Source organism: Leptospira adleri, from assembly GCF_002811985.1.
Lineage (GTDB): Bacteria > Spirochaetota > Leptospiria > Leptospirales > Leptospiraceae > Leptospira > Leptospira adleri.
In genome coordinates this window covers 1-14,781 of record NZ_NPDU01000094.1, presented here as the reverse complement: position 1 = coordinate 14,781, position 14,781 = coordinate 1, and the positions used below count along the sequence as shown (strand labels likewise).

The following is a 14,781-nucleotide window of genomic DNA, read 5'->3' as shown; positions in this document are numbered from 1 at the left end:
ATAATCGATTTTTTCATCAAAAGGATTTTAACAGATTTTTGCGGTTGCGGAAGGTGCGGTTGCTTCGACGCTTACTTTTGTATTAAAAAGTCTTCCCCAAGCAAATCGACTGTGACAATCGATAACGGTTTGCAAATAGACTCTTCCAACTCCCTTTAGGGAACCGACCATGAAAGTGTCCATGGAGACTAATTCTCCAGTAGAATCGGCTTGTATGTGCCTTTCTCTGTATTCGGGATCGAATCTTTCGAGGAGTTTAATCTGGTCCTCGCTTAGAGGAATGATCTGATCTTTATGATGTTCTTCGAGTCTGAGAAGTCTTTGACGTTTGGTTACGAGTTTATTTCTCGCCCAAACTCCTCCCGAGCTTACTTTGATTCCCTTGAGACTGAGTTGTTGCACGACCTTTAAACATCCATGAGTAGGACGTTGTAGAGAATACTCTAAGACTTTTTTTCAATCTCTTCGCTGACTCGGTTTGGGTGCGGAGGACCGTTTACTTCTGGCATTCGATCCAAAGCCTTTCGCACAATTTCTCAGATTGAATCCTGGAGAAGGGCCGGCTTTTGTCTCCTGGGCGTGACGCGCGATGCAAGGATTGATGCACTTTAGTTTTTATTTGATAACGGTAAAAGACATCACGGCGATCATCTTGCCTTTATCAACAAGGCGTGCGCTTTCCTTTGGATTAAAGTCCGAGGTTACATGCAAAGATGATGATACTCTATACAGCTTAGCAATGGTGATTTTCCATATCTCAGGAAGATCATTTTATGATGGATGACTGTGTTTAGGCATAATTCAACCGATAGATTTGGATATGCAATCCATCGAATTTGGAACGGTCTACAACCTTTTATTGAGATAGTCATGGATAGAAGAATTTATTATTTTCATACTTTTATAGTGAAATATTCGTAAATCCTGTGATTAGGTCCTTTTTTATAAAATGAAATCAGTTGTCAAAAAAGAGATTTATTTGAATTTAAGTAAACTGAGTAACTATTTTATTCGAATTTACTGATTTAGGAGAAATTAAAATAATGAAAAATAGCATTTTAAAGACGCTGGCTGCATTCATGGTGATAGGGTTGATCTTTTCGTGCGATGATGGTAAGAAAAAAAAGGAAGATGACCCTTTGACAACGCTTTTCGTTAGTAACCCTGTTTTTCTCTTAGCTTATACTTGTCAGCCAAATATTTCTTCTTACAAGTTGGTAAATGTTGATACGAATCCGAGCCAATCTTTACCCTTCAATTCGGCTGAAGTTGGCCGCGGGATTCATTCATTAAAATTTATTGAATTTACGGGAACGCCGGATTGCAAGTTCAGTAATTTGACTATGAAGCCCGCATCGATTTCAGCGCTTCCAAATGGAGTAACATACGATCAGGCGACTAAGACGCTATCCGGGACGCCAACGGCAACGATGGCTCAAACAGATTTCGAATTTGATTATACTCTTTCCTCTTCATTGTCGGGAGCTTCCGCGAACAAAACCGCAACACTCCGCTTAACTGTGGTAGCTGCTGGAAATCTGACCTGCGTCTCGGCCGGTGGTGGAAAATATACTTGCCCAAATGCGAATGGAGGAAAGTATAATAGCTTAGAACTTTGCCAGACCGCACTCGTTTGTGGTTTTTAAGTTTCGTTTCCCCCGTCAATTTGAATTATAAATTTCCGATTCGCAGTTGCGGATCGGTTTAGTGCGCAGGTTTACAAATAACGAAACTTGCGCTATTTTTATCTTCCCTTCAACTAAGATAATTACTGATATATCCGGACTTCTTAAAAAAACTCAGGTTAACGATCGGATTTTGAAGCCATTTTAGTTCCGGAATTGACCTGGGCGATATTTTTTAATTCTCTTTCTCGATTGATATGATTCTCATTTCAACGATTCTTTAACACATCGAAGATTTGGATTTGATTCTTGAATCTCTTCTCACTTTTTCTAAATTTTAGTCATAATCAATCCTTCTCCGGCATTCGTAAGAAAAAAAACTATAGAATTTACGAGAATAATCGTAGTATAACGTAATTCACCCGCACCATATTTGTCAGAATGTTCTAATAATTTCGAAAGATTGAAAGCGGTTTGCATTTGTATTTTCACCCAAAGAGGGAAATATACAGTAAGAATATTTTTCGTATTCATGATCTTTTCTTAAATCGAGAGCTTGAAAGCGTAGAGGTTATAGCGGTGGTCGCATGAATTGTCGACCAGTGTCGAAACTTGTTGTTAATACATGCCAAAAAACAAGGACTTGACGAAGTGAATGTGATCTGCTCAATAGAAAGCCGATCAAAACCTATTTTTTAAAATATTCGGCAATGATCCGAACTTTGGGAAAGAGATCCAAGGAGGATTGAAAGATATCGCTTTAGCAAGATAGTGTCCTTAAAGTTTCGCACAAATGAGAACTTGGGAAGAGCTCTCCTCATGCGATCAAGCCATGAGCTTTAAAGGAAACAATGAAAAATATTCAAAGGACGGCAGAGTTCATCAAAGGAATTAAGAACATTGAAATAGTAGAACAATCGAAAACAGGACTGGATGGCTAAAATGGCGCAAAGCTTGCATCTTCTTTGGCGAAAAGGTCACGGTTGAGAAATTGATCACGGAGGCTATGGATTCTGGGTTTTAAACCACTCGGGCAGAAGATTGTAGTTTCGTATTTCTTGCTACTAACAGGATCTTAATTGCATACACGGGTCTTACGTTAATCGGAATTCATGATGCTCTTCCCGAGGCCATTCCCGCTCGTTTCAAAGCGCTTCCTTTGATTTTTTTTCAGAGGGACGATTCGTAAAGTGATTTTGCAAGACCTCAAAGAATTCAAGTCAGAGACAGCGCGTCTGTGAGTTTGCAACTTTATTTTTGTGGCATTGAATTAATTTCAAGAATGGCTTTTTACATCTGACAGCTTTGACGGAGGCTTGTTTTTTAGAATATTCAATTAGTAAGCTCCTACGTACAGAGTGTTTGCTTAACCATTCTAAAAATGTAGGACGCGCTATCAATGACCGCGTTAAGTTAGGCATGATGAAGCTTCAACATTGAGAAAAATAGTCATCGTAGAAATTTATCTAAGTTTTTGATGAGTTTGTTTTAGTAATACCAGAATTTACGTATTTTGGCAGGTATAAGAAATCAATATTTATGCATCGAAAGTGCGGTTCCTAAAATTGAGTTTTGCAGCCGTAGGAGTATATGAAAGATCCCTTAACAATTATTTTTTTTGTTTATTTAGCTTTCGTTTTGGTCGTTGGAGTGCTGGAGACTATTAAATATAGGCGACTAAAAAAAATCAAATTGGATCGTCGAGTACGACTTAAGATGTTATTGAAAAAATACGGAAATAAATATGGTAAATTAATTTTTAATGAACGCATATCACGGGGGATGACTAAGGAAATGCTGTTTGAATCATGGGGCCCCTCTTCAATGTTGGAAAGCCGTGAAGTGAGGGGAAGAAATATGAAAGATACCAGTATCTCGAACATCTGAATAGTTATGCCGGAGATATAACTCGTATCATTACTGTGATCCTCGAACAGGACATTGTAATTGATATTCAAGCCCATCCATATTAAATTAAAATTTCCGCTACGAAGCAAAATTTATAACAAAAAGTTAACGACGATCAATCTTTATGATTTCGTAAATGATAAACAATTGTTCATTATCAAAAGTATTGTGCTATTTACCATTACGAAGTTCGGCTTCCTCGAATTCGAATAGAAATGATTTTGCTTTAAAGATATCGGATAGAGCTTCGTTGATAAAGTTTTTTTATGACTGCTGAAGTGCTATCGAGCAAGTCTTTAAATTCTGATTAAGGCTTCGATTTTCTGGTCCAAAATTTATTTTAGTAAAAGTAATTTACGTATTCTAAACGAATGTTATCAATATCGCTAATATATTCCAGTAAAATATTTAATTTCTATTCCGAAAGTGCAGTCACAATTTTAATTATGAAAAATAGCGACTTGAATTTACTCGTCCATGTTTAACATTATGTACAAAAGCTTGAAATCAAACAAACTACTTGTTATTTCAGTTATTCGAAATAACCTTGCAGGAGAAGACCGTGCTAAGTAGTGACCTGCAGTTTCAAAGGATGCGACAAGCCGAAGAGAAGCTCGAAGCAATTGCCGAATTCCTTGCCCTTCCTCCTCCTCCGGAGAACGCGAAGCTAACCCATTTCTGGCGCTACCCAAGTTTTGATTTCTTTTCTCGCTGGCTCGTTTATCACGCTCCGGATCGGTCCGTGGTGCGCCGCGTTGTTTGGGATCGCCCCGGAGACTTAGGGAGAACCACACTCGAGCCGACTCTGTATAGTTCTCAGGCTGAAGTCGATCACGCTTCCATCTCACTCTTCTTTGAGAAGTTGCGCGAAATCAGCATTCCGTTTGCAGAACCGCGAACAGGCATCATCATCGACGGCACACAATATGGCTTCGCTTCCACATTCGGTCCTTCCTCGGTCCGCTTCCTCTGGATTGTACCGCCACCGGGTTGGGAAGCTTTCGTTTTTTGGTTTCAAGAATTCACGGAGTTTCTCGATCAAAATCTTCCCTTACCAACTCCGGAAGCGATTCGGCGCGGTTAAATTTCATAACTTGACAATTCTGTTTTTATAAAGGATGTAAGGGAACGTTTAAAAAGGTACAGACTCCCCAGATAGGTAACAAAACAGACCGGGCACATAGGTGACATATACCTGGCATTGGAGGAAAGCCGATGCCTTGGAAGGAGACCTACGTGTATCAAGAAAGGATGAAGTTTGTAGTTGCCTGGAAACAGGGAGGCTGGTCCATCATAGACCTTTGCAAAGAATTTGGAATCAGCCGCGTAACGGGTTACAAATACCTAAGTCAATATGAGTTATTTGGAATCGACGGTTTAAAGGATAAACCGAAAACTCCGAAAAGCCACCGGAGGACAGCAAAACAAAATTGAGTTTTTTCGCCTACTTTCAAAAAAGTTTATTGTATACGTGAGTTCCATTTCTTGAGGTTCCGTTTTATATCTTAATCTGTGTGACTTATGTTTTTCGCGCCTTTCTCTAAGAGCAAATGTATTACTTCCGATTGGTTTTCTTTGGCGGCTTTAATAAGAGGTGTAAGTCCGTTTTTCGATTTTGCGTTTACGTCTGCACCGTGATCGATCAAAAGTTTTACTATTTTCGTGGAGGTTTTACCAGGCCATATCGCGGCCATGAGAACGGAATAGCCGTCCTCGTTCTTTGCATTTACATCGGCTCCCTTCGAAATTAGAAGTTTGGCGGTTTTGTACTGCCAATTTAAACTACTTTGATATTCTTCTTTGTCGAAGCCGTATTTTACCGAGACGACCTTGAATAAGACCGAACAACCGAAATAGTTTTTGGCGTTGATGTCGGCTCCTTTATTGATTAAAAGTTTCGTTATGTCATAAGATCCTGAAAGCATAAGCGGTGTTCCATAACCTGTCTCCGCATTGATGTTTGCGCCTTCGTCGATTAAAAGTTTCGTTATATCATAAGAACCGTACGAGGCGGAATACATCAATGGTGTCATTCCTACTTGATTTACATGGTTCAAATTTGCTCCTTTATGAATCAAAAATTTCATCGCCTCGATTGTATTCGATTCACTATATGAGAAATCTTGGTCTATATTCCTTGTGATCACTGTTAACGGAGTATCATTTTGGGTAATTACCGAAGTATCATTAACCTTATCGGGTAAATTGACATCGGCTCCATTTTTGATCAGTAATCTGATCAAACGCAGATTGGGTACTCTTGATGCAAAATTCAAAGGAGTGCCGAGAGAATCTTGCGAATTTACGTCTTTGGAACCTGAATCTAAGAGAAACTTAACTAAGGAATAGTTCTGCGCGTAAGCGGCCCCGCCTAAGGGAGACTCGCGACAAGGAGGGATTTTGTTTACGCTTGCTCCGTGTTTTATTAGAAATTTGGCTACTATGGGAGATTTGTAGTTATCTATCGAATAAAGTAATGCGGTGCATCCAGTCCGTGGATGTTGAACGTCGATATTGGAAATTTTCGACAATGCTTTTTGAACTTCAAATAGATTCTCGCGGTCTCCAGTTCCTAATTTTACCGATTCTAAAAAATTTATTTCATCGCTGCTCAGTCCAGAGCCCGTGTATTCATCACCCAAAGGTATGTTGTTCGAATTGGAACAATTTGATTGATAGGAAAGCAAGGCGATCAATGCTGTTCTCATCAGGAAAAAGAAGGTTCTCTTGATTTTCATTCAATAAGTTCAACAATTAGTCTTGAAACTGCTTGAGCAAGATATTTTGAGAAAGACTCACCAAGCCACGAACTTTAAAGTTTTTGCTTCTCCATATCGCCATACTTTTGTTTCCCATTTAGTTGAGACACAGAAGTGTTAACTTGAAGGTCAACTATCCGTTAGGAAAAGTCTGGTTTCCGCCCTTGAAAATTTTTCGTTTTTGAAATATGCCGGTGAGAAACTCATCTGACGATGAATCCCTTTGAGAATGTAGTAGACTTGGGACATTACGGAATTTTAGGTAGACCTTCTTTGATAAGGTATAGTATACATTTCATTTTTCCGATAAGATGCTCAAAATGAATCCTCAGAATAAGGTCATATCCTTTCCTTAAATTTCACACCCCGCAAAAAGCGGAACCCACGAACGTCTTGGGTTTTACCTTCCTGCCCTCTGTTCAAAGTAAATAAGGATTCTTTGTTTATTTGAATCTGAACACGTGAATACTAAAAAACAGCGGAAACATTTAAGGCCTAATTCGTCGTTGGATTCGTTCTCCTTTTTTAAAGATTGTCTGATCAATCCCCGTTAGGAGGACTTTTTAAAGTGTTTTCGAAAAACGAATCGTTACGGTCTATAGATCCATAAAAAAAAGATTAAAAGAATAAGAAATGGAGAAAACCAGGTAAGAAACGCCCTCCCGCTATTTTGTTGAAAAACGGTTTTTACCATTCGAAAATAGCTGATCGACTGTAATACGAAGCCGGCAATTAAGAACAGGCTTACGTATATTCCTTCGTTCGAATGATACTATTGTCATAAGTTGAGGTATTGAATTTTAGTTCCTTTTCCGGTAGTTATCTGAGATTTGAGATAGTCCGCGTTAAGGATCGATGCGGGGTTAAGGTATCAGTATTTGAGTAGAGTGCAATATTCAGAAAGCAACATCAATAACTTTATCAGAGCGAAGAGCCTGATCCGCGGAGCGGAAACGCCAAAAATATTATAAATATTTCAAGAGTCGAGTCGTCTTAGTAATCCCCTCGTGATCGACGAAATACTAAGACGATACTTCTTAAGAATAAGATCGGATCTTAGAGTAAGAAACCTCCGGACACTTCGATGTCTTGCGCGGTGACCCAACCGAACTCATCGGAAAGAAATTGAACTATCGTATGAGCGATGTCGATCGGGGAGCCGATTCTTCCCAGAGCGGTCTGGTCCGCAAGAGGTTGTATGAATTCGGGATGTTTGTCGAATACTCCTCCGCCGAGATTTGTATGAACCGGACCCGGTGATATCGAGTTTACTCGGATTCTCCTAGGGGACAGCTCTTTTGCTAAATAGCGGCTCCAAGAAGTCAATGCGGCTTTGGAAGAACCGTAAGCGGAATATCCCGGAAAAGATCCGCGGCTCGATGAACTCGAAATGTTTACGATTCTTCCTCCGTCTTCCATAAATCGGATTAGATGTTGAGTGAGAAAAAAGGGGCCCACAAAATTCGTGTTAAAGATTTTGTAAAAATATTCTTCGGTCATCTCGTCAAAGGGCATTCCTCCGCCGATCCCTCCGTTATTCACCAAGTAGTCGAAAGTTTTTCGGTTCCATATTTCTTCCAAATTCGTTCGTACGTTTTTCGCGAAATCAGCGAACGTTTCTTTTTTGCTTAGATCGAGTCGGAGCGCAATCGCACGGATCGAATGATTTTTTTCAATTTCGCGAATTACCTCTTCCGCGCTCTCTTGATCGGAATGATATGTGAGAATCACTCCGATTCCTTTTTTTCCCAATTCCAACGCGGCGCTCTTTCCGATTCCGTTACTTCCACCTGTTACGATCGCTACTTTCATTTGAATCCTCTTATATTCGGTTTTTTTGAAATCTTAGCAGATTTTTGTTAAACGAACAAGATCGGATCCTATCGAATCATTGCCTAATTATACCGATGAAATATGAAAACTTTCTTCAAAATCCAGATTCTAACCTTTTTTTAATTTTTAGAATGCCTAAAGATATCTTATTTGTTGAACTGGACGTATGAAAGATATGTTAAAGGAAATCGCTCGTCTGGCTGCTTCGGCGACCACTCGGCCGACACAAACGGATTTGCCCGGAGTTTTGATCATCCAAGGAGAAGTCCCCGAACATCAGCTTGCCGCTGTGTACGAACCGATGATAGGCTTCGTCGTCCAAGGAGGAAAAACTATTTCGATCGGAGAGCAGATTCTTCGTTTGAAGGCGCCTTCTTATTTCGTGATGACCGCGGAGATTCCGGCGACTGCGAAAGTTCATCAGGGTTCGAAAGGAATTCCGTATCTTTCTCTCGGACTTCGCATTAATCAGAACGCCCTCTTGGATCTATGGAAGGACTTAGGAGAGCATCAAGAAGAAACCGAGAATTCGGGAAAGTTCCAAGCCTGCGCGGCCTCCGAAGAATTTATCGATGCGTGGGCAAGGATGCTTAGGCTTTTGGATTCGCCGGAACATATTCCCGCGTTAGCTTCCGTTTACGAACGCGAAATTTTATATCGAACGCTTCTCGGACCTCAGGGTTGGCGTTTGAGGAAGTTGTCTCGGATGGAAGGTAAGGAATTTGGAATACATCGGACGATTCGTTGGGTTCGTGAAAATTACGCTAAAGCGATCGATATTAAACGACTCGCCGATAAATCCGGACTTGGAGTTACCACGTTCCATAGAAAATTTAAGGAGATCGCCGGCATGAGTCCGATTCAGTTTCAAAAACAACTGAGACTAATCGAAGCGAGAAAACTTTTGGCGTTCGGAGATTTCCCCGTATCGGAAGCCGCGTATCAGGTCGGTTACGAAAGTGCGTCTCAGTTCAATCGGGAATACTCCCGTTTTTTCGGCGCGCCTCCTTCTCGAGACGCTCTGAGAATCAGACAAATGGAAAATCTTCGTTCGGTCGAATCGGATTTCGCGGGCTGAAAGATCGGGTCTAAAATATATTAAAATATTAAAATGTGTTATTTTTCGGAAACATCCGATTAGCTCGTTTGTTTTCTTTTGTGGTTCGAGATCCGGTCCCATCTTGAATCAATATTCGGCTTCTGTTACTCAAAGCACGGTGACACAAGTTTCGCGGCGAATCGGATCTTCCTTTTTGATCCGTGTGATTTGTATTTAAGAACGGAGGGCCGAGTCTTTTGATTCTAACTTTCGCCTTAGTATGATTCGGAAAAGTGTGTAGTTCCCGCGCGGAATTCTATCAAAGAATTATAATATTTCTTTGAAACAACGAAATGGCTTGTTTTTCTGTCGTTCATTCGAACGAATTAATCCATGATTTACTTACGATAAGTTCTATTTAAGAAAGATAATTTCTAATGGAGAAATTTAAGGAGATAACAATGGAAAGGGTCGAGTCGTCCTATGTGGACAAAAAACGTTACGTGTGGTTGCTTTCTCTTATTTTTCCCTCCGCTCCGATTTTAGGGATTTGGGCCGCACACGCGACGGGATGGGGAATTTTTTATGCGATGGTTTTGATCATCTTCTATTTGATTCTTCCCGTCTTGGATATGATTTTTCCGGAGGATCCGAACAATCCTCCCGAATCGATTGTCCCCGCTTTGGAAGAGGATCCTTATTATAGAATTCTTCCCCGACTTACTATTCCAGTACATTACGCTTCTCTAATAGTTTGCGCCTGGTGGGTTTCGACTCATTCCCTAAGCTGGTGGGAATTTTTGCTATTGACCCTTTCCCTCGGCTTCGTTAACGGCCTCGCCATCAATACGGGCCACGAGCTCGGTCACAAAAAGGAATCCTTGGACCGATGGTTAGCTAAACTCGTGTTGGCTTCCGTGGGTTACGGACATTTTTTTATAGAACATAACAAAGGGCATCACCGTTTTGTGGCGACTCCGGAAGATCCCGCCACTTCTCGGATGGGTGAGAATATCTATAAGTTTGCTCTTCGTGAAATTCCGGGGGCATTTTTGAGATCCTGGAATTTGGAAAAGATTCGATTGGAAAGAAGCGGGAAGAGCGTTTGGAACTGGGACAATGAAATTCTTCAGCCCTTAGCGGTGACTCTGGTCGTCTATGGCGCGTTAGTCGTAGCTTTCGGTCCTATCATGATTATCTTTTTGCCGATTCAAGCGGCATTCGGATGGTGGCAGCTGACCACCGCGAACTACATCGAACACTACGGTCTTTTACGGCAAAAGGGAGAGGACGGTCGCTATGAGCAGTGTCAGCCAAGGCATTCTTGGAATAGCAATCACCTGATTTCGAATCTTCTTCTTTTTCATCTTCAAAGACATTCGGATCATCACGCGCATCCTACGAGACATTATCAATCGTTGAGACATTTTGACGATTCTCCGCAAATGCCGAACGGCTACGGAGGAATGTTCGGCGTCGCATTGTTTACTCCGTTGTTTCGAAGTTTAATGGATCCGAGAGTCGTGTCTTGGGCCGGCGGCGATCTGAGTAAGATCCAAATAGACGAATCGCACAAAAAAGAGATTTATAAAAAATACGGCAAAGAATGAAGGCGAAACATAAGTTCTAATTTTTTCGTTCGAAGAATCCGCGAAGATTGAAAGAGTCCTCATCTTCGAATTTTTACTTTGTCTCTAAGAGGGAAACCATGTCTAAGTTCAAATGTCCGGGTTGCGGATATGTCTACGACGAAATAGAGGGGAATCCGAAAGAAGGTTATCCTCCGAATACGCTTTGGTCCGCGCTTCCTGAAGATTGGATTTGTCCGGATTGTGCGGTTCGAGATAAGACCGATTTTATCGTCGTCGACGAAAAAGGTTGATCCTTCAGTGTAGCGTCTTTTGCGTTCTTGAAGCCTTTTTATTTGATCGAACTCGACCGAACGCTAAAAGTTCTTTTCAAGACCTCGGACTCCGACAAGATCGATTGAATTTAGAATCGGATCGTATAATGATTATTAGGTGCAAACATGAATCGAATAGCGAATGTGATGAAAAACGTAAAAGAATACTACGGAGCGGTCTTAAAATCAAACCGCGATTTGAAAACTAACGCTTGTTGCACCACGGATCGAACGCCTTCGTATTTACTGAATATCTTAAACGAGATCCACGAAGAAGTAAAGGATCGGTTTTACGGATGTGGTTCTCCGATTCCTTACGCTTTGGAAGGAAAGACCGTTCTGGATTTAGGCAGCGGATCCGGCAGAGATTGTTTTCTTCTTTCGAAACTCGTCGGTCCGAACGGCAAAGTCGTCGGAGTCGACATGACCGAAGAGCAGATAACCGTAGCGGAGAAACACGTTAGATACCATCAGGAACGGTTCGGATATAAAGAATCAAACGTCCGATTCTTAAACGGATATATCGAAAACTTGAACGACCTCGGCATCTCGGATTCATCCGTCGATGTTGTTATCTCGAATTGTGTGATTAATCTTTCACCCTTTAAAGAAAAAGTTTTCTCCGAAATTTTTAGAATCCTGAAACCGGGCGGAGAACTTTTCTTTTCCGATATCTTTTCAAGCAGAAGAATACCGATCGACATCGCGCAGGATCCGGTTCTTTACGGAGAATGTTTAGGAGGAGCCATGTATATCGAGGATTTTCGAAGACTTCTGAATCGGCTGGGAAACTTGGACTTCAGAGTTTTTTCGACTTCGAAGGTGGATCTTGTCGATAAGGACATTATCGAAAGAGTGGGTAAGACGGAATTCAATTCTATGACGATCAGGGCTTTCAAACTGCCTTTAGAAGATAAATGCGAGGACTACGGACAAGTCGCAACGTATTTAGGAGGAATTCCCAATTCGGAAGATTCTTTTCTTTTGGACGATCATCATCATTTTGAAAAGTTTCGTCCTTCTTTAGTCTGCGGAAATACGGCGATGATGTTGGAGGACACGAGGTATTCTTCTTATTTTAAGATCGACGGAGATAGAAGCCGGCATTTCGGTTTATTCGACTGCGGACCTGAGAGGAATTCTTTGGAAAGAAATAATTCTTCGGTTTCTTGCTGTTGACCTTCGGAAAAAACCGTATTCGATTTGCGCCAAAAGACGCGTTTAACCCGTAGCGTTTTAAGAAAAGGATAGCTGCTTAGCGATTGCGTATTATGCAAAGATACCCCCTGAAAAGAAAACTCCGTAACGAGCTCCGTCCGTAAGATCGCTTTCTAGATTTAGAATATTTTAATTTGTTTTAAAAGAGATCGAAGAGAGTCTAACGTGGAATGAATCAAATTTTACCGATCATAGTCGTCGCTCAATTTTTCTGCACATCACTTTGGTTCGCGGGGAATTCGATCGTTTCCGAAATGGCGAACGATATCGAACTATATCCTTCTTTTTTTGTCCATCTAACGAGCGCAATCCAACTCGGATTTATTTCCGGGACCTTGATCTTTTCGGTATTTACGATTTCGGATCGATTCTCGCCTTCCAATGTTTTTTTTGTCAGTTCCCTTTTGGCAGGACTTTTCAATCTCGGAATCGCTTTCGGGTTCCTATCTCCCGTCCCGGTTCTTTCGTTTCGATTTTTTACCGGCTTCTTTTTGGCGGGAATTTATCCGGTCGGAATGAAGCTGGCTTCGGATCACACTCGTTCCGGTCTGGGAAAGTCGTTGGGTTTTTTGGTAGGTGCGCTGGTTTTGGGAACGGCGCTTCCTCATTTGATACGAGATTTGATTTCAGGTTATCCTTGGAAATATGTTGTATATACAACATCGATCTTATCTTTTTTAGGCGGAGTTTCCGTTTTTCTTTTTGTTCCGAACGGACCGTATCGAAAGGTTGGTCAGAAATTAAATCTTGTCTCCTTCCTTCGCGGATTTAAGAAACCGAATTTTAGATCCGCTTCTTTCGGATATTTCGGACATATGTGGGAGCTCTATACATTTTGGGCTTTTGTTCCGCTGATGCTTGTCGACTACAACCGGCGTTTCCCGGAAGACACAATCAACGTTTCCTTTTTTTCCTTTTTTATCATAGGATTCGGCGCTTTTGCCTGCGTCCTGAGCGGTTTTCTTTCCCAGGTTTTCGGTTTAAAATGGACCGCTTTTTCGGCATTGTTTCTGTCATGTATTTGCTGTTTGCTCTCTCCTTTTTTATTATATTCAAATTCTATGTTATTTCTGCTCTGTTTTTTATTTTTTTGGAGCTCGGTAGTGATCGCGGACTCTCCGCTCTTTTCGACCTTGGTCGCTCAGAATTCTCCGGAAGAATCAAGAGGTTCCTCCCTTACGATCGTAAACTGTATCGGTTTTGGAATTACAATTCTAAGCATCCAATTTATAAATGCGTTATCCGTTTTCATGATTCCTCGTTATCTTTTTACTTTGCTTTCGATCGGCCCGATCTTCGGTTTATTCTTTCTTTGGAAATTAAATGAGGAAGAATCCGGTAAAAAAGTTATTTCAGACTATAAGAAGTGATCGGAACGATCGCAAAACATTTGCAACATAGTCTCGTTTGTAAGAATCTGTCTTTACCTCGTTAAGAACGAATCAAATTTTTACGCAATTTATTACCAATAGGAAATCGCTCTTATGTTTTTAGTTGGAATCGGTCAGGGAGAAGATATCGATACGTTATCCGCCACTCGAGCGGCGATCGTAAAAAGCAAATTGAATCTGGGGGATTATTTTCCGAGCGCAGCGATGGTTTTTGCGGGACAAGGATTCGATCACGAATTGATGCTCCAAACGATCAACAATGAATTTCCTGAGATTCAGCTTGTAGGTTGCACGACCGCCGGAGAACTTACGAACGATTTGGGTTTTAGCGACGATTCAGTCATCCTTCTTCTTTTTTACTCGGATGAAATTCAGTTTTCGATAGGACTTGGTTCCGATCCGAAAGGTAATTCCGAAAGTAGCGCCAAATTGGCGTTAGTTGAAGCAAAGAACGGATTGGAGAAAGAGGAGAAACTCTGCATACTTTTTACTGACAGCTTTACCCTTTCCGCAAATTCCATAATAGAAACGCTGAATAAAAATCTGGCTCCGGGTTGTAAGGTTTTCGGCGGGGTCTCGGCCCGTCCGTTCGGAACGGACCTTCCGATCAAACAGTTTTATCGGAACAGGGTTGTGACCGATTCTTCCGTGATTCTACTTTTTGGAGGACCGGTCGAATACAGTTATAGCCTTTCCAATACGTGGAAACCTATCGGTAGAAGAGCGGTCGCGACGAGCGTAAAAGGCAAAAACGTATTCAAAATCGATGATATGCGTGCGATCGACTACTATCACTATTATTTAGGCGATTATTCCTTTCCGGCTCCCGAATTTCCGCTGGCGGTTTACGAAAAAAATTCGGAACATTTTTATCTCCGTGTCCCCGGCGGGTTTAACGAGGAAGATGGAAGCGTTCTTTTTGCGGGTGAAATTCCCGAAGGATCGGAAGTCCAACTAACGGAAGCGCTTAGAAATTATATCGTAGACGATCTCAAAGATACTTCCCTGAATTCGAGTAGGGCTAAGAAAAAATTTCAACCGACTCTTGCTCTCGCCTTTTCGTGCATCATGCGAAAGCATCTTCTCGGAACCCGTGTAAAAGAAG

At 41.3% G+C, this 14,781-nt stretch carries 11 protein-coding genes and 2 pseudogenes; 10 read left to right on the top strand and 3 right to left on the bottom strand.

The annotated features are described in order from the left end of the window. Positions 1-66: 66 nt before the first annotated feature. Positions 67-518 (bottom strand): annotated as a pseudogene (locus CH376_RS21680) (transposase family protein); the annotation flags it as partial. 525 nt (positions 519-1,043) lie between these two features. Between CH376_RS21680 and CH376_RS21675 the strand changes: the two are divergent. The 4 genes and pseudogenes from CH376_RS21675 to CH376_RS21655 all read left to right on the top strand — a co-directional run. Further along, positions 1,044-1,646: a putative Ig domain-containing protein gene (locus CH376_RS21675; RefSeq protein WP_100786317.1), complete on the top strand. Its 603-nt coding sequence runs from the start codon at positions 1,044-1,046 to the stop codon at positions 1,644-1,646. A gap of 1,569 nt (positions 1,647-3,215) precedes the next feature. Then, complete coding sequence (locus tag CH376_RS21665; RefSeq protein ID WP_100786315.1) at positions 3,216-3,512, top strand: hypothetical protein; 297 nt, start codon at positions 3,216-3,218, stop codon at positions 3,510-3,512. 568 nt (positions 3,513-4,080) lie between these two features. Next, positions 4,081-4,617, top strand: a complete 537-nt coding sequence (locus tag CH376_RS21660; RefSeq protein WP_125231947.1) for a hypothetical protein — start codon at positions 4,081-4,083, stop codon at positions 4,615-4,617. Positions 4,618-4,748: 131 nt separating this feature from the next. Next, positions 4,749-4,964, top strand: a pseudogene (locus tag CH376_RS21655) (helix-turn-helix domain-containing protein); the annotation flags it as partial. Between the two features lie 74 nt (positions 4,965-5,038). On the opposite strand, the gene CH376_RS21650 reads toward CH376_RS21655, so the two are convergent. Together CH376_RS21650 and CH376_RS21645 are read right to left on the bottom strand one after the other, a co-directional pair. After that, positions 5,039-6,241: an ankyrin repeat domain-containing protein gene (locus CH376_RS21650; RefSeq protein ID WP_165783649.1), complete on the bottom strand. Its 1,203-nt coding sequence runs from the start codon at positions 6,239-6,241 to the stop codon at positions 5,039-5,041. Positions 6,242-7,348: 1,107 nt separating this feature from the next. Beyond that, positions 7,349-8,104, bottom strand: a complete 756-nt coding sequence (locus tag CH376_RS21645) for an SDR family NAD(P)-dependent oxidoreductase (protein ID WP_100786312.1) — start codon at positions 8,102-8,104, stop codon at positions 7,349-7,351. Between the two features lie 187 nt (positions 8,105-8,291). Here CH376_RS21645 and CH376_RS21640 point away from each other — a divergent pair, with 187 nt between their 5' ends. The 6 genes from CH376_RS21640 to CH376_RS21615 all read left to right on the top strand — a co-directional run. Continuing rightward, positions 8,292-9,203, top strand: coding sequence for an AraC family transcriptional regulator (locus tag CH376_RS21640; RefSeq protein WP_100786311.1), 912 nt, complete (start codon positions 8,292-8,294; stop codon positions 9,201-9,203). Between the two features lie 422 nt (positions 9,204-9,625). After that, positions 9,626-10,774, top strand: coding sequence for an alkane 1-monooxygenase (locus CH376_RS21635; protein ID WP_207767188.1), 1,149 nt, complete (start codon positions 9,626-9,628; stop codon positions 10,772-10,774). A gap of 98 nt (positions 10,775-10,872) precedes the next feature. Further along, entirely contained in the window at positions 10,873-11,046 is a 174-nt protein-coding gene (locus CH376_RS21630) for a rubredoxin (protein ID WP_100786309.1), read from the top strand. Between the two features lie 147 nt (positions 11,047-11,193). Continuing rightward, a complete protein-coding gene (locus CH376_RS21625) occupies positions 11,194-12,246 on the top strand; it encodes a methyltransferase domain-containing protein (RefSeq protein ID WP_100786308.1) in 1,053 nt (350 codons plus the stop codon). A gap of 209 nt (positions 12,247-12,455) precedes the next feature. Continuing rightward, positions 12,456-13,655, top strand: coding sequence for an MFS transporter (locus CH376_RS21620; protein ID WP_100786307.1), 1,200 nt, complete (start codon positions 12,456-12,458; stop codon positions 13,653-13,655). A 114-nt stretch (positions 13,656-13,769) separates the two neighbouring features. Further along, positions 13,770-14,781 (top strand): FIST signal transduction protein (locus tag CH376_RS21615; protein ID WP_100788390.1); only part of this gene is annotated, 1,012 nt, incomplete at its 3' end.

Coding starts and splice junctions, on each gene's coding strand:
- CH376_RS21625 (WP_100786308.1), top strand. CDS start 11,194: ATGAATCGAATAGCGAATGTGATGAAAAACGTAAAAGAATACTACGGA.
- CH376_RS21635 (WP_207767188.1), top strand. CDS start 9,626: ATGGAAAGGGTCGAGTCGTCCTATGTGGACAAAAAACGTTACGTGTGG.
- CH376_RS21675 (WP_100786317.1), top strand. CDS start 1,044: ATGAAAAATAGCATTTTAAAGACGCTGGCTGCATTCATGGTGATAGGG.
- CH376_RS21620 (WP_100786307.1), top strand. CDS start 12,456: ATGAATCAAATTTTACCGATCATAGTCGTCGCTCAATTTTTCTGCACA.
- CH376_RS21650 (WP_165783649.1), bottom strand. CDS start 6,241: ATGAGAACAGCATTGATCGCCTTGCTTTCCTATCAATCAAATTGTTCC.
- CH376_RS21630 (WP_100786309.1), top strand. CDS start 10,873: ATGTCTAAGTTCAAATGTCCGGGTTGCGGATATGTCTACGACGAAATA.
- CH376_RS21645 (WP_100786312.1), bottom strand. CDS start 8,104: ATGAAAGTAGCGATCGTAACAGGTGGAAGTAACGGAATCGGAAAGAGC.
- CH376_RS21665 (WP_100786315.1), top strand. CDS start 3,216: ATGAAAGATCCCTTAACAATTATTTTTTTTGTTTATTTAGCTTTCGTT.
- CH376_RS21640 (WP_100786311.1), top strand. CDS start 8,292: ATGAAAGATATGTTAAAGGAAATCGCTCGTCTGGCTGCTTCGGCGACC.